The sequence below is a fragment of the Flintibacter faecis genome (genome assembly GCF_014287875.1).
In the GTDB taxonomy this organism is placed as follows: Bacteria; Bacillota; Clostridia; order Oscillospirales; family Oscillospiraceae; genus Lawsonibacter; species Lawsonibacter faecis_A.
In genome coordinates this window covers 125,853-143,855 of sequence record NZ_JACOPN010000006.1, presented here as the reverse complement: position 1 = coordinate 143,855, position 18,003 = coordinate 125,853, and the positions used below count along the sequence as shown (strand labels likewise).

At 60.3% G+C, this 18,003-nt stretch carries 20 protein-coding genes; 10 read left to right on the top strand and 10 right to left on the bottom strand.

Features of this window, described 5'->3' with window-relative positions; genetic code table 11:
- The first annotated feature begins 334 nt into the window (after positions 1–334).
- Complete coding sequence (locus H8S55_RS09740) at positions 335–871, top strand: helix-turn-helix domain-containing protein (protein WP_186878811.1); 537 nt, start codon at positions 335–337, stop codon at positions 869–871.
- A 140-nt stretch (positions 872–1,011) separates the two neighbouring features.
- Here the strand turns inward: H8S55_RS09740 and guaA are convergent, their stop codons facing one another.
- Complete coding sequence (guaA, locus tag H8S55_RS09735) at positions 1,012–2,553, bottom strand: glutamine-hydrolyzing GMP synthase (protein ID WP_147563212.1); 1,542 nt, start codon at positions 2,551–2,553, stop codon at positions 1,012–1,014.
- A gap of 142 nt (positions 2,554–2,695) precedes the next feature.
- On the opposite strand from guaA, the gene H8S55_RS14370 reads away from it, so the two are divergent.
- Positions 2,696–2,818, top strand: a complete 123-nt coding sequence (locus H8S55_RS14370) for a hypothetical protein (protein WP_255654140.1) — start codon at positions 2,696–2,698, stop codon at positions 2,816–2,818.
- A 57-nt stretch (positions 2,819–2,875) separates the two neighbouring features.
- On the opposite strand, the gene H8S55_RS09730 is transcribed toward H8S55_RS14370, so the two are convergent.
- From H8S55_RS09730 to H8S55_RS09720, 3 genes are all read right to left on the bottom strand, one after another.
- Positions 2,876–3,403 (bottom strand): immunoglobulin-like domain-containing protein, encoded by a 528-nt coding sequence (locus H8S55_RS09730; protein WP_186878810.1) that lies wholly within the window; start codon positions 3,401–3,403, stop codon positions 2,876–2,878.
- Between the two features lie 122 nt (positions 3,404–3,525).
- A complete protein-coding gene (gene carB / locus H8S55_RS09725; protein WP_186878809.1) occupies positions 3,526–6,735 on the bottom strand; it encodes a carbamoyl-phosphate synthase large subunit in 3,210 nt (1,069 codons plus the stop codon).
- Positions 6,735–7,817 (bottom strand): carbamoyl phosphate synthase small subunit, encoded by a 1,083-nt coding sequence (locus H8S55_RS09720; protein WP_186878808.1) that lies wholly within the window; start codon positions 7,815–7,817, stop codon positions 6,735–6,737. Before H8S55_RS09720 ends, carB begins: the two co-directional genes overlap by 1 nt.
- 250 nt (positions 7,818–8,067) lie before the next feature.
- Here H8S55_RS09720 and H8S55_RS09715 point away from each other — a divergent pair, with 250 nt between their 5' ends.
- On the top strand, positions 8,068–8,748 hold the full coding sequence (locus H8S55_RS09715; RefSeq protein ID WP_186878807.1) for a DUF421 domain-containing protein: 681 nt from the start codon (positions 8,068–8,070) through the stop codon (positions 8,746–8,748).
- Positions 8,745–9,146 carry a DUF4363 family protein gene (locus H8S55_RS09710; RefSeq protein WP_186878806.1) on the top strand — a complete coding sequence of 134 codons (402 nt, stop codon included), beginning with the start codon at positions 8,745–8,747 and terminating at the stop codon, positions 9,144–9,146. Before H8S55_RS09715 ends, H8S55_RS09710 begins: the two co-directional genes overlap by 4 nt.
- 82 nt (positions 9,147–9,228) lie before the next feature.
- Here H8S55_RS09710 and H8S55_RS09705 read toward each other — a convergent pair whose 3' ends face one another.
- On the bottom strand, positions 9,229–10,098 hold the full coding sequence (locus tag H8S55_RS09705) for a hypothetical protein (protein ID WP_186878805.1): 870 nt from the start codon (positions 10,096–10,098) through the stop codon (positions 9,229–9,231).
- Positions 10,099–10,116: 18 nt separating this feature from the next.
- Between H8S55_RS09705 and H8S55_RS09700 the strand changes: the two genes are divergently transcribed.
- Positions 10,117–10,584, top strand: coding sequence for a hypothetical protein (locus H8S55_RS09700; protein WP_186878804.1), 468 nt, complete (start codon positions 10,117–10,119; stop codon positions 10,582–10,584).
- Here the strand turns inward: H8S55_RS09700 and H8S55_RS09695 are convergent.
- Positions 10,557–11,237, bottom strand: coding sequence for a TIGR00266 family protein (locus H8S55_RS09695; protein WP_186878803.1), 681 nt, complete (start codon positions 11,235–11,237; stop codon positions 10,557–10,559). The two genes, H8S55_RS09700 and H8S55_RS09695, sit on opposite strands and share 28 nt — an antisense overlap.
- 175 nt (positions 11,238–11,412) lie before the next feature.
- Between H8S55_RS09695 and H8S55_RS09690 the strand changes: the two genes are divergently transcribed.
- The 4 genes from H8S55_RS09690 to H8S55_RS09675 all read left to right on the top strand — a co-directional run bounded on the left by H8S55_RS09690 (position 11,413) and on the right by H8S55_RS09675 (position 15,161).
- Positions 11,413–11,724 (top strand): metal-sensing transcriptional repressor, encoded by a 312-nt coding sequence (locus H8S55_RS09690; protein WP_147563203.1) that lies wholly within the window; start codon positions 11,413–11,415, stop codon positions 11,722–11,724.
- A 135-nt stretch (positions 11,725–11,859) separates the two neighbouring features.
- On the top strand, positions 11,860–14,367 hold the full coding sequence (locus tag H8S55_RS09685; protein ID WP_186878802.1) for a heavy metal translocating P-type ATPase: 2,508 nt from the start codon (positions 11,860–11,862) through the stop codon (positions 14,365–14,367).
- A 41-nt stretch (positions 14,368–14,408) separates the two neighbouring features.
- Entirely contained in the window at positions 14,409–14,666 is a 258-nt protein-coding gene (locus H8S55_RS09680; RefSeq protein ID WP_147563201.1) for a heavy-metal-associated domain-containing protein, read from the top strand.
- A 117-nt stretch (positions 14,667–14,783) separates the two neighbouring features.
- Complete coding sequence (locus H8S55_RS09675) at positions 14,784–15,161, top strand: Asp23/Gls24 family envelope stress response protein (RefSeq protein ID WP_147563200.1); 378 nt, start codon at positions 14,784–14,786, stop codon at positions 15,159–15,161.
- A gap of 84 nt (positions 15,162–15,245) precedes the next feature.
- Here the strand turns inward: H8S55_RS09675 and H8S55_RS09670 are convergent, their stop codons facing one another.
- The 3 genes from H8S55_RS09670 to H8S55_RS09660 all read right to left on the bottom strand — a co-directional run bounded on the left by H8S55_RS09670 (position 15,246) and on the right by H8S55_RS09660 (position 16,235).
- The gene (locus H8S55_RS09670) at positions 15,246–15,518 is read right to left on the bottom strand and encodes a pro-sigmaK processing inhibitor BofA family protein (protein ID WP_366467768.1); all 273 of its coding nucleotides are present in this window, start codon (positions 15,516–15,518) and stop codon (positions 15,246–15,248) included.
- Positions 15,515–15,751 (bottom strand): DUF2508 family protein, encoded by a 237-nt coding sequence (locus H8S55_RS09665; protein WP_186878801.1) that lies wholly within the window; start codon positions 15,749–15,751, stop codon positions 15,515–15,517. Before H8S55_RS09665 ends, H8S55_RS09670 begins: the two co-directional genes overlap by 4 nt.
- Before the next feature lie 250 nt (positions 15,752–16,001).
- Complete coding sequence (locus tag H8S55_RS09660; RefSeq protein ID WP_186878800.1) at positions 16,002–16,235, bottom strand: DUF6514 family protein; 234 nt, start codon at positions 16,233–16,235, stop codon at positions 16,002–16,004.
- Positions 16,236–16,486: 251 nt separating this feature from the next.
- Between H8S55_RS09660 and H8S55_RS09655 the strand changes: the two genes are divergently transcribed.
- Positions 16,487–17,239 (top strand): LytR/AlgR family response regulator transcription factor, encoded by a 753-nt coding sequence (locus tag H8S55_RS09655; protein WP_186878799.1) that lies wholly within the window; start codon positions 16,487–16,489, stop codon positions 17,237–17,239.
- On the opposite strand, the gene H8S55_RS09650 is transcribed toward H8S55_RS09655, so the two are convergent.
- Positions 17,226–17,966, bottom strand: coding sequence for an N-acetylmuramoyl-L-alanine amidase (locus tag H8S55_RS09650; RefSeq protein ID WP_186878798.1), 741 nt, complete (start codon positions 17,964–17,966; stop codon positions 17,226–17,228). The two genes, H8S55_RS09655 and H8S55_RS09650, sit on opposite strands and share 14 nt — an antisense overlap.
- Positions 17,967–18,003 lie beyond the last annotated feature (37 nt).

Genomic DNA, 18,003 nt, shown 5'->3' with positions numbered 1-18,003 from the left:
CTGTGCCGTTTGTTCTTCTCCTTGGCACGCTCATATCGTCGCCTGCTTCCCCGGAGAAAGTATCTGTCGGACGGTCATTCAGTTTTTCAGTGTCTGAAATTCCCCCTCTCACCTTACAATGGACATTTTTTCGCCGTTTGGAGGGTATTCAATTTGCAAAATTTACTCGACTTAAACTTATTTGCTTATATCATCCTCATTATACTAAGCATAACAGTTAAAGTCAAGCGGTTTGCAGAAAAATATTAAATAAATTTGTTTAGAATTTTCTTGACTATCCTAAACATTTCTGCTATGCTGAATCTATCAAGAATCCAGATAGGAGTTGGCCGTTATGGCGATTGGAGAGCGCATTCACTTTTTCCGTACCCTGCGAGGCATGACGCAGAAATATCTTGGTATGGCGCTGGGCTTCCCGGAGAAGTCTGCCGATGTCCGCCTTGCCCAATACGAGAACGGGTCGCGGACGCCCAAGGCAGACCTAACTGCCGCACTGGCACAGATATTGGAGGTCTCTCCCCATGCCCTGGCCGTGCCGGACATAGACTCCTATGTGGGGCTTATGCACACTCTCTTTACCCTGGAGGATCGCTATGGCCTGAAAATTTGCGAATGCGACGGAGAGATACAGCTTCGGGTGGATGTGTTCCAGGGTAAGGACGCAGCAAGGCTCCATGAGATGCTCTGCGCCTGGGGAGAGCAGGCGGCCAAGCTGAAGTCGGGGGAAATCAGTAAAGAGGACTACGACCGCTGGCGTTATCGCTACCCGGAGTTTGATACCACAGGCCACTGGCACAAGGTTGTCCCTTCTCAGGGCCTCAGTGATCTGCTGGTAGAAGAATTGAAAAAGAACCCTGGCAAAGAGAAGTAAAACAAAAAGAGCTGCCTGATTTGCGAAAATCAGGCAGCTCTTTATCTTTGGAATAATGAAAACTGTTGCCAAATCGTTGCCGCGGAGGGCTTTAACCCCTCAAAAGCCCAGTCATATCAGGCTTTTCCGGGCCTCTGAAATCACTCCCACTCAATGGTCGCCGGGGGCTTGGAGGTGATGTCATAGCAGATGCGGTTGATGCCCTGGACCTCGTTTACGATGCGGACGGAGATCTTATCCAGCACGTCGTAGGGGATGCGGGCCCAGTCGGCGGTCATGAAGTCGCTGGTGGTGACGGCACGGAGGGCCAGGGTGTAGTCATAGGTCCGTCCGTCGCCCATAACACCCACGGAGCGGGTGTTGGTCAGCACGGCGAAGTACTGGTTCAGGTTCTTGTCCTCGCCGGCCTTGGCGATCTCATCCCGGAAGATAAAGTCCGCCTCACGCAGGGTGTCCGCCTTGTCCTTGGTGATGTCGCCGATGATGCGGATGGCCAGACCGGGGCCGGGGAAGGGCTGACGGGAGACCAGATACTCTGGCAGGCCCAGCTCACGGCCCAGCTGACGGACCTCGTCCTTGAACAGCAGGCGCAGGGGCTCGATGATCTCCTTGAAATCCACATAGTCGGGCAGACCGCCCACGTTGTGGTGGCTCTTGATGGTGGCGGCGTTGCCTGCGCCAGACTCGATGACATCGGGGTAGATGGTGCCCTGGGCCAGGAAATCCACCTTGCCGATCTTCTTGGACTCCTCCTCAAAGACCCGGATGAACTCCTCGCCGATGATCTTGCGCTTGCGCTCGGGCTCGGTGACCCCGGCCAGTTTGCCCAGGAAGCGGGCCTCGGCATCCACACGCACAAAGTTGATGTCCCACTTGGCAAAGGCGGCCTCTACCTCGTCGCCCTCGTTCAGGCGCATAAGACCGTGATCCACAAAGACACAGGTGAGCTGATTGCCCACGGCCTCGGCCAGCAGGGCGGCCACCACGGAGGAGTCCACGCCGCCGGACAGGGCCAGCAGCACCTTGCCGGAGCCCACCTTCTCCCGCACAGCGGCGATGGCGGTGTTCTTATAGTCGCCCATGGTCCAGTCGCCCTTGGCCCCGCAGACCTCATACAGGAAGTTGCGGATCATGTTCACACCGTTTTCGGTGTGGTTTACCTCGGGGTGGTACTGCACACCGTAGAAGCCCCGCTTCTCGTCGGCGATGGCCACGTTGGGGCAGGCGTCGGAGTGGGCCACCAGAGCGAAGCCCTCGGGCACCTTGGCCATATAGTCGCCGTGGCTCATCCAGGACACGCCCTCAGCGGGCAGACCCTTGAAGAGCTTGCAGTCGGTGTTGTAATAGGTCTGGGTCTTGCCGTACTCTCGGGCGGAGTCGTCCTGAGCCTCGGTGACCTGGCCGCCCAGGGTGTGGGCGATGAGCTGGCAGCCGTAGCAGATACCCAGGATGGGCACGCCCCAGGTGAAGATTTCAGGGTCCACGTGGGGGGAGGTCTCCAGATAGACGGAGTTGGGACCGCCGGTGAAGATAATGCCGATGGGGTCCATGGCCTTCAGCTCGGCCAGGGGAGTGGTGTAGGGCTTGACCTCGCAGTAAACGCTGCACTCACGGACCCGGCGGGCGATGAGCTGGTTGTACTGTCCGCCGAAGTCCAGAACAATAACGGTCTGGTGAGACATACTGACACGATCCCTTCTTTTCGTGATATGTTCGCCTTTCTGCACATTTTTTGCACACAATGCTGCAAAACGGAGAGGAAGGACACAAATATTTAACAATTTATTAACCTTTTTCTGCTTGCTTTCCTCCGCCCGAAAGCGTATGATAGGGGCAGAACAAGAGAGAAAGGAGGTTGAAGATATGAACGGAACCAACTGGAGCAGCCTGGCCGACCTGGAGGACCTGATCTATGAGAATCAAAAGACCGTGGCCAGCGAGCGGTAACGCAAAATTAAAAACCCACGCAAGAAACCACACCGAAGGGTGTGGGTTTTTTGTTTTTCAGGGCAATTCGGCGGAGACGTAACGCCCACGCTGAATGTCGAACGGGACAGCGGAGACATAAAACAGTTCGTCCTGCAGCGGACCGGAGCCGTCATCCTGCCAATAGCCGAAGCACAGCCGGTAATGACCATCGGGCAATGTTCCATAGGGCTCCATGTGCGGCGTAAAGGCATACTGCTCTCCGGGAGCGATCGTCATTCCTGTGCCGGCAGTGACAAAGTCCCGGCAGGGTACATCGTACCACTGGCCGTTCAGCTGCACGTCAACGCCGCAGTAGTCCGGCGGGTCCCCGTGATAAAACGTCAGATCGCTGCCGTTGAAGAATGTGGCAGTGCTGATGCGGTGGGAAGACAGTTCTAGCCGGAGCTGGGTGCCGGGGCAGGAGGGAGGCAGTTGGGACAGGGTGAGCGCTTCGGGGTCCAGAACGACAGGGCGGGTGGTGTGCCAGATGGCTGTTCCCAAGATAACAGCACCCAGAGAGAGCACAGACAGCAGCTTCCACCAGGTAAGGAAAAACCGCTTCATAGAGATGACCTCCTTTTTGTCCTTTCTCTTATGTTAGACGGGGAGAGAGACAAAAGGTTCCGGGTGCTTCAAGCTCCCCGGCGCTTTTTGACAAGCGCCGGGGAGTTTTTTTGGTTGGATCTTTAGATCTTGGTGATGTCGATGGGCTCCAGGTCCTCGGAGCGGCTCTGCTGCCGGACGGTGAGCAGGGCACGGGCGGTGTCGATGGCGGTGACGCAGCCCACGCCGTGCTCCACGGCGGAGCGGCGGATGCGGAAGCCGTCGGTGTCGTGCTTGCGGCCCTTGGTGGGGGTGTTGATGATCAGGTCCACCGTGCCGGAGGCGATCATATCCAGAATGTTGGGGTGGGACTGGGACACACGGTTGACCCGCTTGCACTCCACGCCCGCCTCGTTCAGGGCATCGCAGGTGCCGGAGGTGGCGAAGAGCTCGATGCCCATCTCCTCAAAGCCCCGGGCGATGGAGACGATCTCCCGCTTGTCCTCGTCCTTCACGGTGAGGATGATGCGGCCGCCCCGTTTGGGGGCACGCAGGCCGGAGCCCTTAAAAGCCTTCAGCAGGGCCTGGGAGAAGGTCTCGGCAATGCCCAGCACCTCGCCGGTGGATTTCATCTCGGGGCCAAGGCCGGTGTCCACGTCAGTGAGCTTCTCGAAGGAGAAGACGGGGGCCTTGACGGCATAGTAGTTGGCCTCCTTATAGATGCCGGTGCCGTAGTCCAGGTCTTTCAGCTTCTGACCCAGCATGACTTTCGTCGCCAGGTCGATGATGGGCACGCCGGTGACCTTGGAGATATAGGGGATGGTGCGGGAGGAGCGGGGGTTGACCTCGATGACATAGATGTCGTCGTTATAGAGGATATACTGGGCGTTGATCAGGCCGATGACGCCCAGGTGCTTGGCCATGTTCCGGGTGTGCTGCAGGATCAGGTCCCGGTGCTTCTGCTCCAGGTGCAGGGGAGGATAGACGGCGATGGAGTCGCCGGAGTGGACACCGGCCCGCTCCACATGCTCCATAATGCCGGGGATCAGGATGTCCTCGCCGTCGAACACGCCGTCCACTTCCAGCTCCCGGCCCATGAGATATTTGTCGATGAGGATGGGGTGCTCCTGCACGGTCAAGTTGATGATGCGCATGAACTCCTCGATGTTCCGGTCGGAGTAGGCGATCTCCATCCCCTGGCCGCCCAGCACGTAGGAGGGACGGACCAGCACGGGATAGCCCAGCTCGTGGGCGGCGGCCAGTGCCTCCTCCACAGTGAAGATGGTGCGCCCCTTGGCTCGGGGGATGCCGCACTTCTGGAGAATTTCGTCGAAGCGCTCCCGGTCCTCGGCGGCATCCACGCCGTCAGAGGAGGTGCCCAGGATCTGCACGCCCATCTCGGTGAGAGCCTTGGCCAGCTTGATGGCCGTCTGGCCGCCGAACTGGACCACGGCACCCCAGGGCTTCTCCTGCTCCACGATGTTCTGCACGTCCTCGGCGGTCAGCGGCTCGAAATACAGCTTATCGGCCACGTCGAAGTCGGTGGACACGGTCTCGGGGTTGTTGTTGACGATGATGGTCTCACAGCCCAGGCGCTTCAGGGCCCACACGGAGTGGACGGAGCAATAGTCAAACTCGATGCCCTGGCCGATGCGGATGGGGCCGGAGCCCAGGACCAGGACCTTCCGCTTGCCGGAGTCGGCCTGAACGGCCTCGTTCTCCCCGTCGTAGGTGGAGTAGTAATAGGGGGTCTCGGCATCGAACTCTGCAGCGCAGGTATCCACCATCTTGAAGGAGGGGATGATGCCGTACTTCTCACGCAGGGTCTTTACCTCGGCCTGCTTCATGCCGCACAGAGCGCCGATATAGCTGTCGGCAAAGCACATCTCCTTGGCCCGTTTCAGCAGGTCGGCATCGGGGGTACCCTTGCACTGCTTCAGCTCCTCCTCCATATCGATGATGCGCTTGAAGCCGTCCAGGAACCAGATGTCCATCTTGGTGATGTGGTTGATCTTCTGGGGGGAGAAGCCCCGGCGCAGGGCCTCGGCCACCACGAACAGGCGCTCGTCGGTGACGTTGATGAGCATATCCTCGATCTCGTCGGTGTACAGGCCCTCCAGCTTGTCCAGCTTCAGGGCCCGGACGTTCAGCTCCAGAGAGCGGATGGCCTTCATCAGTGCGCCCTCGAAGGAGTTGGCGATGGCCATGACCTCGCCGGTGGCCTTCATCTGGGTGCCCAGGGTGCGGCTGGCGGTGGTGAACTTGTCGAAGGGCAGGCGGGGGATCTTCAGCACGCAGTAGTCCAGGGTGGGCTCGAAGCAGGCGGTGGTCTTGCCGGTGACAGCGTTGGGGATCTCGTCCAGGGTATAGCCCAGGGCGATCTTGGCGGCCACCTTGGCGATGGGATAGCCGGTGGCCTTAGAGGCCAGGGCGGAGGAGCGGGACACACGGGGGTTGACCTCGATGACCGCATACTCATAGGAGTCGGGGTTCAGGGCGAACTGACAGTTACAGCCGCCCTCGATCTCCAGGGCGGAGATAATGTTCAAAGCGGCGCTGCGCAGCATCTGGAACTCTTTGTTGGCCAGAGTCTGGGTGGGGGCCACCACGATGGAGTCGCCGGTGTGGACACCCACGGGGTCGATGTTCTCCATGGAGCAGACCTGGATGACGTTGCCGGCGGAGTCGCGCATGACCTCGAACTCGATCTCCTTCCAGCCGGCGATGCAGCGCTCGATAAGCACCTGACCCACACGGGACAGGTTGATGCCCCGGTCGGAGATCTCCCGCAGGGACAGCTCGTCATAGGCGATGCCGCCGCCGGTGCCGCCCAGGGTGTAGGCGGGACGGACGATGACGGGATAGCCGATCTCATTGGCAAAGTCCACGGCATCCTCTACGCTCTCCACCACCTTGGAGGTGACGCAGGGCTGGCCGATCTCCTCCATGCAGTCCTTAAAGCCTTGGCGGTCCTCGGCCTTACGGATGGACTCGGGGCTGGTGCCCAGCAGCTTTACGCCGTATTTGGCCAGAGTACCGTTCTCGTGGAGGGCCATGGCCAGGTTCAGGCCGGTCTGGCCGCCCAGGGTGGGCAGGATGGAGTCAGGCCGCTCCATCTCGATGACCTGGGTCACAGAGGGGATGTTCAGCGGCTCGATATACACATGGTCGGCGATGTCCTTGTCCGTCATGATGGTGGCGGGGTTGGAGTTGACCAGGACCACCTCGATGCCCTCTTCCTTCAGGGCGCGGCAGGCCTGGGTACCGGCGTAGTCAAACTCGGCGGCCTGGCCGATGACGATGGGGCCGGAGCCCAGGACCAGGACCTTTTTGATATTCGGATTCTTAGGCATTACTGGTCACCTCCCATAGACGCGATAAAGCGGTCAAACAGATATTCCGTGTCCTGGGGGCCGGGGCTGGCCTCGGGGTGGAACTGGGTGGTAAAGCAGTTGGGGCGCTGGTAGCGCAGGCCCTCGCAGGTGCCGTCGTTCACATTCACATGGGAGACGGTGGCCACGCTGGGGTCCACGCTGTCGGACAGGACCATATAGCCGTGGTTCTGGCTGGTGATGAACACCCGGCCGGCCTCAATGTCCCGGACGGGGTGGTTGCCGCCCCGGTGACCGTAGTCCAGGCGGCCCGTCTTGGCTCCGGTGGCCAGGGCCAGGATCTGGTGGCCCAGGCAGACAGCGAACATGGGCACGCTGCTGTCATACAGCTTCTTCACCTCGGAGATGATGGCCACGTTGTCGGCGGGGTCGCCGGGGCCGTTGGACAGCATCACGCCGTCGAAATGACCGGCCAGCACCGTCTCGGCGGGGGTGAAGGCGGGGAACACGGTGACGTGGCAGCCACGGCGGCGCAGACACTCGATCATGTTCTGCTTCACGCCGAAGTCCATCATGGCCACCCGGTACTTTTCCTCGCCATAGGCGGGGCAGTCCTCGGGCTGTTTGCGGGAGACCCGGGCCACGGTGCCCTCCACCCGGAAGGTGCGAATTTTATCCAGTGCTTCCGCAACATTAAAATGCTCCGCACAGGTGACCATGCCATTCATGCTCCCCTGACTGCGGAGTATTTTCGTTAAAGCCCGGGTATCGACGCCCTCGATGCCGGTGATATCATGCTTCTTCAAATAGTCGTCCAGGGTGCCCTCGCAGCGGAAATTGCTGCCCCGGGGGGACAGATGCCGCACGACAAAGGCCTCCGCCCAGGGACGGCCGGACTCGTTGTCCTCGTGATTCACGCCATAATTGCCGATCAGGGGATAGGACATCACGATGCCCTGCCCCGCGTAAGAGGGATCGGTCAAGATCTCCTGATAGCCGGTCATTGCGGTGTTGAACACCATCTCGCACACCCGGTCGGAGGTGCCGCCGATGCTGGTCCCGGAGAAAATGCTCCCGTTGGCCAGAATCAAGGTCGCTTTCATCAATATCTCACACGCCTTCCGTTCCAGTTCTTTGTGGTCACATCTATGTCAACACAAAAGGTTTCAAATTATTGTATCGGAAAACGGGGCTTTTTGCAAGATGCCGGGAGGATTTTTTTCTGTATATTTTTCACGCTTTTTCCGGGAAAACTTAAGGAATATTTTTTCCTCAGGCGGGAATGCTGAAAACACACGCCGGGAGCGGGAAACCAGCCCCGGGCATCCGGCTTTTGCAAAGGGGGGTGGGGCCATGTTTACCGGAGTGGTGCGGGCGGGCATCCTCTATCTCGTCATCATCGCTGGAGTACGGCTGATGGGCAAGCGCCAGGTGGGGGAGCTGGAGCCTTCGGAGCTGGTGCTGTCCCTTATCATCGCCGACCTGGCCTCCGTGCCCATGCAGGACTATGGCATCCCCCTGCTCACCGGGGTGGCTCCCATCCTCACCCTGCTGGCGCTGACCATGGTGCTGTCCGTGGGGACTATGAAGAGTCGGCGGCTGCGGGCCCTGCTCTGCGGGCGGCCCAGCATGGTCATCCGCAATGGAAAGCTGGACGTGGGGGAGATGCGCCGGAACCGGCTGACAGTGGACGAGCTGCTGGAGGAGCTGCGGTGCAAGGGCTACGCCGACCCCGCCGCCATCCGCTATGCCATTTTAGAGACCAACGGCCAGCTGTCTGTCCTGCCCTATGCCGCCCAAAAGCCGCCCACTGCCCAGCAGATGGCCCTCTTTGTGGCGGAGACCGACCCGCCCCGGGTGCTGGTGAGCGACGGAGAGATTTTGGAGGGCAATCTGCGGGCTCTGGGCCGGGACAGAAATTGGCTGAACAAGCAATTAAAAGGGGCGGGCTGCGCCGGAACAGAGACCGTCTTTCTGCTGCTGTCCAACGGCAGTGATCCGCCCTACATCGTGGAAAAGGAGGGAGAGCCGTGAAAGGGAGCGGGACGGAGGGAAAGCAGTTGGCCGCCGCTATGGCGCTGCTGATCGTTCTGCTGGGGTGCAGCCTGGGCAACGCCTGGTATGCTCAAAGGCTTACCGAGGCCATCGCAAAGCCGCTGGAGCAGGCCCAACACCTGGCCCGGGCGGACCGGTGGGAGGAGGCGGCGAAGCTGACCCAAGGGTCCTATGACAACTGGAACGGGCACCACTTTTACCTCCACGCCGTGCTGCGCCACTCGGATACCGACCAGATATTGCGCTCCTTTCGGGCCACGCTGGAATATCTGAAGCTGGAGGAGCTGGACCAATACGCAGCTGCCAATGCCGACCTGCTGGCCCAGCTGGAACTGCTGGCTGAGATGGAGCAGGCCGCGCTGGTGAACGTATTATAGGCCAACGACCAAGGCCCACCCGGGTGGGAGGGCCTTGGTCGTTGGAAGGGCAGTGTATTAGAATGAGGAAGGGTATCGGGGGTCAGGATTTGCTGGCAGCATTGGCGGCCCGCTCGGCGCGGATCCAATCGTCCTCCAGCTTTTCAGATTCCAGCCAATTCTCATAGGAGGTGCGCACGGACTCCCACAGGGAGATCCAGTTGACATCGCTGATCTGGCGCTCGTTCTGGAACAGACGGTCATAGAACTCGTTGATCTTCTGGTCGTCGGTGTCCTTATACTCCTCATAGAACTCGTTCATGTAGTCATCGAACTTGGCATCGTGCTGCTCCACAGGGCCGGCCAGAACAGCATGGAACTCGTCCCGGCTCCAGCGGTCCTTGGGGTGGAGGGACTGGGGCAGGTTGCTGACCCAGTCGGCGAACTGACCCAGCTGCTGGTTGTCGGGCTGCTCGGCCCGCTCGGCGCGGATCCAGTCGTCCTCCAGCTTTTCAGACTCCAGCCAGTTCTCATAGGAGGTGTGGACGGAGTCCCACAGAGAGATCCAGTTGACCTCGCTGACCTGGCGCTCGTTCTGGAAGAGATGGTCATAGAACTCGTTGATCTTCTGGTCGTCGGTGCCCTGATACTCCTCGTAAAACGCATCCATGTAGTCGTCGAACTTCTCGTCCTGCTGTTCCACAGGGCCGGAGAGAACGGCGTTGAACTCGTCCCGGCTCCAGCGGCCCTCGGGATGGAGGGACTGGGGCATCTTGTCGATCCACTCGGTGAGCTGACCCAGGTTCTGGAGCAGCTGCTCCTTGTCCTGACCGCCCTCCAGACGGGGGAGGATGGCCTCGATGATCTTGCAAACAGCCGCTTCCACCTCGCTGTCGCCGGTCTGAGTGGTGGGGTTGAGCTTTAAAGACTCGGTCAAATTCTGAGCGTGACGTCTGACATCTTCCTGTTTCATATCGGAAGCCTCCTTCTCTTGTTACTCTATGTGGGCCAAAAACAACGGGTGCGCCATGCGCCGGGTCGTTTTATCTTTCTGACAGCAGAATACACCCCGGCTGTCAAATTTCCGTCTGAAAAACAGACGAGAGCAGCAGAAAAACGAAAAAGTTTTTCCGCTCCAGATTGGCATGTGAAAAGAATAACAAATAAAGATGGCGTAAATTATCGCAAAAACAGGGCTGTTTTTCCGAAAAAGACAGAAAATACTGCGTCTAATATTTGTCGGACTGTGAAAAAGATAACAGAGTGTGCGTCAAAGCGGACGAAAAAATCTTTCGTTTTTTCTTTTCAAAAGACCGGATTAGACGCTCCTGCCACATGGGAGACCCCCGCCTCCGCCGGAAAGATAGGCGGGGACGGGGGCGAGATGGGTGCTGGAATGAAAGAAAACGTTCTTTTTCTTGCGAAAGGAACTCAGCTGTTGCCGCCGGTAGGAAGGTAGGGGATCAGGGCGCTGGCCACGCCGGAGATGGGCATGGTCTGCAGCCAGATCTTGCCCGGGCCGGTGAGCACGGTGTTGAAGAAGCCCTCGCCCCCCAGCAGCTTGTTCTTCAGCCCCTTCACCTGCTGGATGTCGATGGACACGCCGCCCTCAAAACCCAGCACGTTGCCCGTGTCCACCACCATCTGCTGGCCGGGACCCAGGGTATACTCCACCAGCTCGCCGTCCACCTCGGCAAAGGCCATGCCGGAGCCGGACAGGCGCTGCATGATAAAGCCCTCGCCGCCGAAGAAGCCGGTGCCCATTTTTTTATTAAAGTGGACGGACAGGTTCACCCCGGTCTCCGCGGCCAGAAAGGCCGCCTTCTGCAGGATGACCTCCCGGCCGGGCTGGATGGTCAGGGGCAGGATGCGCCCGGGGAAGCTGGAGCCAAAGGTGATCATACCAGCGCCGCGGGCGGTGTAGATATTCTGGAACATACTCTCGCCGGAGAAGACTTTGGAGAACATCTTGCCCAGGCCGCCGCCGGAGGTGCTCATCTCCATGTTAGGGGACATCCACACCATAGAGCCCTTTTCCGTCACCATCTGTTCTCCATCGGCCAGCTGGCAGACCACCACGGGGAAGGCCCCGCCTTTCAGTTCGTATGTCATAATGTCGCGCCCTTTCTCTATCATTTGTTATTACCAGTATACCGCCTTTTTCCGGCCGACGCAAGGAGCGGGGGCGGAAAAGAGGAAAAATTAAGACAGTCTTAAAAAAACACCTTGACAAATACCTTGGGGGGGTATACGATGCAGATACCCGACAGGGGTATTTGGAGGGAATATGAGCGAAGAAAAAAAGGGCTGCTGCTGCGGGGTGAAGACCACCCAGCGGGCAGAGGAGCAGAAGAAAAGGCTGGTCAACCGCTTAAAGCGGCTGGAGGGACAGATCCGGGGCATTCAGGCCATGGTGGAACAGGATGCCTATTGCAACGACATTCTCATCCAGTCGGCGGCGGTCAACGCCGCCATCAACGCATTTAATAAGGAACTGCTGGCCAGCCACATCCGCACCTGCGTGGCGCGGGACATCCGGGAGGGGAAGGACGAGGTGATCGACGAGCTGGTGACGACGATACAGAAACTGATGAGATAAAGCGCACTGTCATTGCGAGGAGGCCCAAAGGGCCGACGCAGCGATCCGTTTTCCCAAGGACGGGGGTTACGGATTCCCACGTCGCTGCGCTCCTCGGAATGACAGGTGGGATACCCACAGAAAAGAAGGAGTAGCATGGAACAATACAACGTGACCGGGATGAGCTGCGCCGCCTGCTCGGCCCGGGTGGAAAAGGCGGTGTGTAAGGTCCCCGGTGTCACCGCCTGCTCAGTGAGCCTGCTCACCAACTCCATGGGCGTGGAGGGCACGGCCGCGCCGGAGACCATCGTGGCCGCAGTGCAGGCGGCGGGCTATGGGGCCAGCGTGAAGGGAGCGGGACAGAGCGCCTCTCCCGCCGCCCGGGAGGAGGCCCTGGCCGACCACGAGACCCCCAGGCTCAAAAGGCGGCTGGCATCGTCGGTGGTTTTTCTGCTGGCGCTGATGTACTTCTCCATGGGGCACATGATGTGGGGGTGGCCCTTGCCCCGCTGGTTCGACGGGAACCACGTGGCCATGGGCCTGGTCCAGCTGCTGCTGGCGGGCATCATCCTGGTCATCAACCAGAGGTTTTTCATCAGCGGCTATCAGAGCCTGTGGCGCAGGGCCCCCAACATGGACACCCTGGTAGCTTTGGGCTCCACCGCCGCCTTTGTGTGGAGCGTGGCTGCCCTGTTTCTTATGACCGACGCCCAGCTCCACGGCAATATGGACCGGGTGATGGAGCTGATGGACGAGTTTTATTTCGAGTCCGCCGCCATGATCCTCACCCTGATCACCGTGGGCAAGCTGCTGGAGGCCCGGTCCAAGGGCAAGACCACCGATGCCCTGAAGGGCCTGATGCGCCTGGCCCCCAAGACGGCGGTGCTGCTGCGGGCGGGGCAGGAGGTCACCGTCCCTGTGGAGCAGGTGAAGGCCGGAGACCTGTTCGTGGTGAAGCCGGGGGAGAGCATCCCAGTGGACGGCGTGGTGGAGGAGGGGGCCAGCGCGGTGAACGAGTCGGCCCTCACCGGCGAGAGCATCCCTGCGGATAAGGCCCCCGGGGACCAGGTGTCCGCCGCCACCATCAACCAGTCCGGCTATCTCCGCTGCCGGGCCTTGCGGGTGGGGGAGGACACCACCCTGTCCCAGATCATTCAGATGGTGGGGAATGCGGCGGCCACCAAGGCCCCCATCGCCAAGCTCGCCGACAAGGTGGCCGGGGTGTTCGTGCCCACGGTCATCACCATCGCCGTCATTACCACCGCCGTGTGGCTGTTTTTGGGTCAGAGCTTCAGCTTTGCCCTGGCCCGGGGCATCTCGGTGCTGGTCATCAGCTGCCCCTGCGCCCTGGGTCTGGCCACCCCCGTGGCCATCATGGTGGGCAGCGGCCTGGGGGCCCGAAACGGCATCCTGTTCAAGACTGCCGTCTCTCTGGAGCAGGCGGGGAAAATCAAAGTGGTGGCCCTGGACAAGACGGGCACCATCACCTCCGGCCAGCCCCAGGTGACCGACCTGCTGCCCGCTCCCGGTGTGACGGAGGAAGCGCTGATGGATGTTGCCCTGGCGCTGGAGGCCCGCAGCGAGCACCCCCTGGCCCGGGCCATTCTGGAAAAAGGCCGGGCAGAGGGTCGTACCCCGGCGGAGACGGAGGACTTCACTGCCCTGCCCGGCAACGGCCTGACGGCCAAGCTGGGCGGCCAGACCCTGGTGGGCGGCAGCCTGCGCTTTCTGTCCGAGCAGACGACGGTCTCTGACCAGACCCGGCAGCAGGCGGATACCCTGGCCCAGGCGGGCAAGACCCCCCTGCTCTTTGCCAGGGATGGGGCCCTGCTGGGCATGATCGCCGTGGCCGATACCATCAAGCCGGACAGCCCCCGGGCGGTGGCTCAGCTGCGGGAGATGGGTATCCAAGTGGTCATGCTCACCGGAGATAATGAACGTACCGCCCAGGCCATCGGGGCCCAGGCGGGGGTGGACGAGGTCATTGCCGGGGTGCTCCCCGGCGGGAAAGAGGAGACCATCCGTAAGTTACAGCAGCGGGGCCCGGTGGCCATGGTGGGCGACGGGGTGAACGATGCCCCGGCTCTCACCCGGGCGGACGTGGGCATCGCCATTGGCGCAGGGGCAGACGTGGCCATCGACGCGGCAGACGTGGTGCTGATGAAGAGCACCCTGGCCGATGTGCCCGCCGCCATCCGGCTCAGCCGGTCCACCCTGCGGAACATCCGGGAGAACCTGTTCTGGGCCTTCCTCTATAATGTCATCGGTATCCCTCTGGCCGCGGGGGTGTTCGTCCCCCTGGGACTGACCCTGAATCCCATGTTCGGCGCGGCGGCCATGAGCCTGTCCAGCTTCTGCGTGGTGTCCAACGCCCTGCGGCTGAACTTCTGCAGGCTGTATGGCAGGGAGGCCCCCGCTCAGCAGCCTGCCCGGGACGGGGAAAAAGACGACCGGACCTGTACCCTGCGTATCAAGGGCATGATGTGTGAGCACTGCGAAAACCGGGTGCGCACCGCCCTGGAGGCCCTGCCTCAGATCACTTCCGCCCAGGTGAGCCACAAGGCCGGCACCGCTGTCATTACCCTGAACGCCCCTGTGGACGACCAGGCTGTGAAGCGGGCCGTGGAGGACCAGGGTTACCAGGTGAAGAACGTGAAGCGTTGAGATAAGAACAAAAATACACAACAAATCAGGAGGAAATGACCATGTTTAAGACGACTATGAAGGTAGAAGGTATGATGTGCGGCATGTGCGAGGCCCATGTGAACGACGCCGTTCGGAAGGAGTTCCCCAAGGTGAAAAAGGTGACCTCCTCCCACGGCAAGGGGGAGACGGTGGTCATCAGCCCGGAGGAGCTGGACCAGGAGGCGTTGAAGAAGGTAGTGGAGGCCACGGGCTATCAGGTGCTGTCTGTGTCCACCGAACCTTATGAGAAGAAGGGCCTGTTCTCCTTCGGAAAGTAAACCCGGCGGAGCGGGAAAGTTTTTGCCCGCCGCAGTTGTCAACGGGAAAAAAGTGTGCTAAAATAAACCATATCCATTACTGCGCCGCCAAGCAGGCGCACAAGGAGTGTGGCAAGCATGAGTGAAAACAAGGAATATGTCTCCCGCTGTGACGAGCTGGGGAATATCCATATCTCTGAGGAAGTTCTGGCCGGCATCGCCGCTGCCGCCGCGCTGGAGACAGACGGCGTGAGCAGTCTGGCCGCCAACCTGGGCAGCGACATCGCCGAGCTGCTGGGTAAAAAGAACCTGGCCAAGGGCGTGCGGATCAAGACCGAGGAGGACAAGGTGGAGGTGGAGCTGTCCGTGCTCATCGTCTACGGACACACCATCCCCCAGGTGGGCAAGGCCATCCAGGACGGCGTAAAGGCCGCCATCGAGTCCATGACCGGGCTGGAGGTCTCCTCCGTCAACGTGAACGTGGGCGGCATCGTGTTCCCGCCCAAGGACGCGTGATCGTCATAAATCTGCCAAAACCAAAAGAAGGCCCAAAGCGCTCTGTGTAAACAGACCGCTTTGGGCCTTTTTCATGTGATGAAATCAAGCTGTCTGTCCCAGGACCCAGTGCAGCAGGCACAGCAGGGCAAAGCCGGGGGCACCCAGCAGGCCCAGCACCAGGGCGTTGGTCAGGTTGACCCCAAGGCCCAGCCCCAGGGCGGAGCCAAACCGGGCCAGGGCGGCCAGCAGGACCAGCCCTGCGCCGGAGCGCAGTACCAGGCGGAGCAGCCGCCCGATCAACCCCCGCAGACACAACAGGGCGCATAGACCCAGAGCCACGGCGCACCACAGGGCGGGGGAGGAGAGGGCGGTCACGGCTGGACCTCCAGCTGCTTTAAGCGGCGGAGGAGATAGTTGTACCGGGCTTGAAGGGCATTGATCTCGAAGACATAGGATTCGATCAGATCCCCGTCGCTGGTCTGGTTAAAGCTGCCGTAGGCCTGGTTGATCTGGGCACGGGTGCGGGAGAGAGAGGACATGAGCGCCCGGCGCTCTGCCTCATCCCGGTCACGGGGGCGGCGGGAAGAGATGTGGGCTGGCAGGATCATGGGGGCAGGCTCCTTTCTGTTCCGGTTATCCCATTGTATGGATATTCTGGACAGATATGCTGCCGGATAACCAACCGGACCGGACAGAAGAGAAAAATTCCCCGAATCGCTCCAAAACGGTCCGGGGAATGGAAACATGGTTTGACAAGGCAGCGAGAAGGGGGTATAATTTAGCCGCTAAAGTGAAAATAATGCGAGTATCTGTAACAATTACCTCAGGAAAAATGGAAAAGGTGGGCTTTGGTCCCGCTTAGATGCCCAGGGTATCCTGAATCACATCATAGAGCGAGACGGGACTCAGCTCCAGTTGGTTGCAGCGATGAACAAAGGAGATGGCATCGGCGGCGTTGAGAAATACATCGTGGATCGCCAGGATATTCTTACTGCTGGACGGCTCCACCTGATAGGCGTAGATGCCATAGGCACAGTAATTGCCCAGGTCGGGACTGTGGAGATGCTCCTGCACGGAACGATATTCGATCATACATGTGGGCCCCTTTCTGATTCATGTGGGTTTGATGGGGCTACTATATCACATGTGCCGCCGTTGTGGATGTTGCCGATGAAAATGAAACAAATGCCGATGAATTTGACAGATCCGAAAGAGGTGTGTTTGAGGAAGCAGACGATTTCATTTATATAACAACAAGAGCTGTAAAATGAGGATGTCATAGTATCTTGAAACAGAAGTAAGCGGAAGACAGCGAGAGTAGAGAAACGGAGAGGACTGTTTTTATGCGGATCGCAATTTGTGAGGACAGCCAGCTGGACCGGGAGCTGCTGGTGGATGTGGTGGGGCACTATGCCGCCCAGAGGAGCCGGGCCATCCAGGTGACGGCCTATGACGGCGGCCTGGGTCTGGTCCGCGACATGGAGGACGGGGGATATTACGACCTGGTCTTTCTGGACAACCTGATGGACGACATGCTGGGGATCCAGGTGGCCCGCCGCCTGCGGGAGCTGAATTACCAGGGCCCGCTGGTGTTCATCTCCTCCACCGATGCCTACGCCGTGGCGGGATACGAGGTGTCCGCCGCAGCCTATCTGCTCAAGCCCTATGATTATCAGACGGTGGCGGCGGTGCTGGACAAGTTTCTGCCGGAGACGGGGCCGGAGGAGCGATATGCCATCCGCCGGCGCGCGGCCGTGATCCAGCTGCCCTATCAGGACATTTTGTTTGTGGAAAGTCAAAACGCCAAGTGCATCCTCCACTGCCGGGACGGGCAGACCCATGTGGTCTATAAGACGCTGAACACCGTGGAGGGGGAGTTGGGGGACCGGCGGTTCCTTCGCTGCCACCAGAGCTTTCTGGTGAACATGGACGAGATACTCTCCGTTGACCAGGCATTCCACCTGTCCAGCGGAGACGCGGTGCCCATCCGCCAGCGGGAGCTCAAGCGCATCCGGGCCAGCTATCTGGACTATCTGGCCGCCAAGGAGCGGGCCCGGAGCGTGGTGGAGCGGCTGCCCTCCGTCAAGCCAGAGTGACGAAATCCCCGCTGGCATAGCCTGTGACATCGCCGTATTCCACCAGATACCAGCCGTCAAACTGGTTGAATACCGTGAGCGGGGCCCCGTCCGGGGCCTGGGCCAGGATCGTCCCGTCGATGTTCGGCCGGTCCCGGATGTTCAGCACCCCCCAGGACAGGTCCACCACCGCAGGGCGGTCCTGCCGGGTGGAGAAGAAGGGGATACCGAAATACTCTGTGAGGGACAGGGCCAGATTGCGGGCCACTGCGTCCAGATTGTTTTGAATCCAGACGGCATCAGAGGTGTTGTCGTGGAAGGCCAGCTCCAAAAAGACGGAGGGGGCCCGGACCCGCCGCACCTCCCCGATGGCAGTGGTGGGCTGGGCCTGCACCAGATTGGGCAGGGGATAGATGGCCTTCAGTCCGTCGGCGATGAGCTCCGCCGCCCGCTGCCCCTGGACGCTGCCCGGATAGTAGAACACCAGGGATCCCCGGGCCGAGCCGTATCTGCCCGGCGGAGCGGCGTTGGAGTGCAGGGCCAGGTGCAGGTCATACCGCCCGGCGTTGGAGGCCGCAATGGACGAGGCCGCCGTCATCTCCGGCGTGTTGCGTACATACCGGATGCCCGAGGCATCCAGATAGGGCACCAGCTTGTCGGCCAGCAGATTCATGTACTGCTCCTCCGTGCCCCCGGTGACGAACGAATTGTTCTCCTGGGTGGAGGGGGAGAGATAGATGATGGGCATAAGAACACCTCCTGATTTTCGTGCCCCATCCTATGAG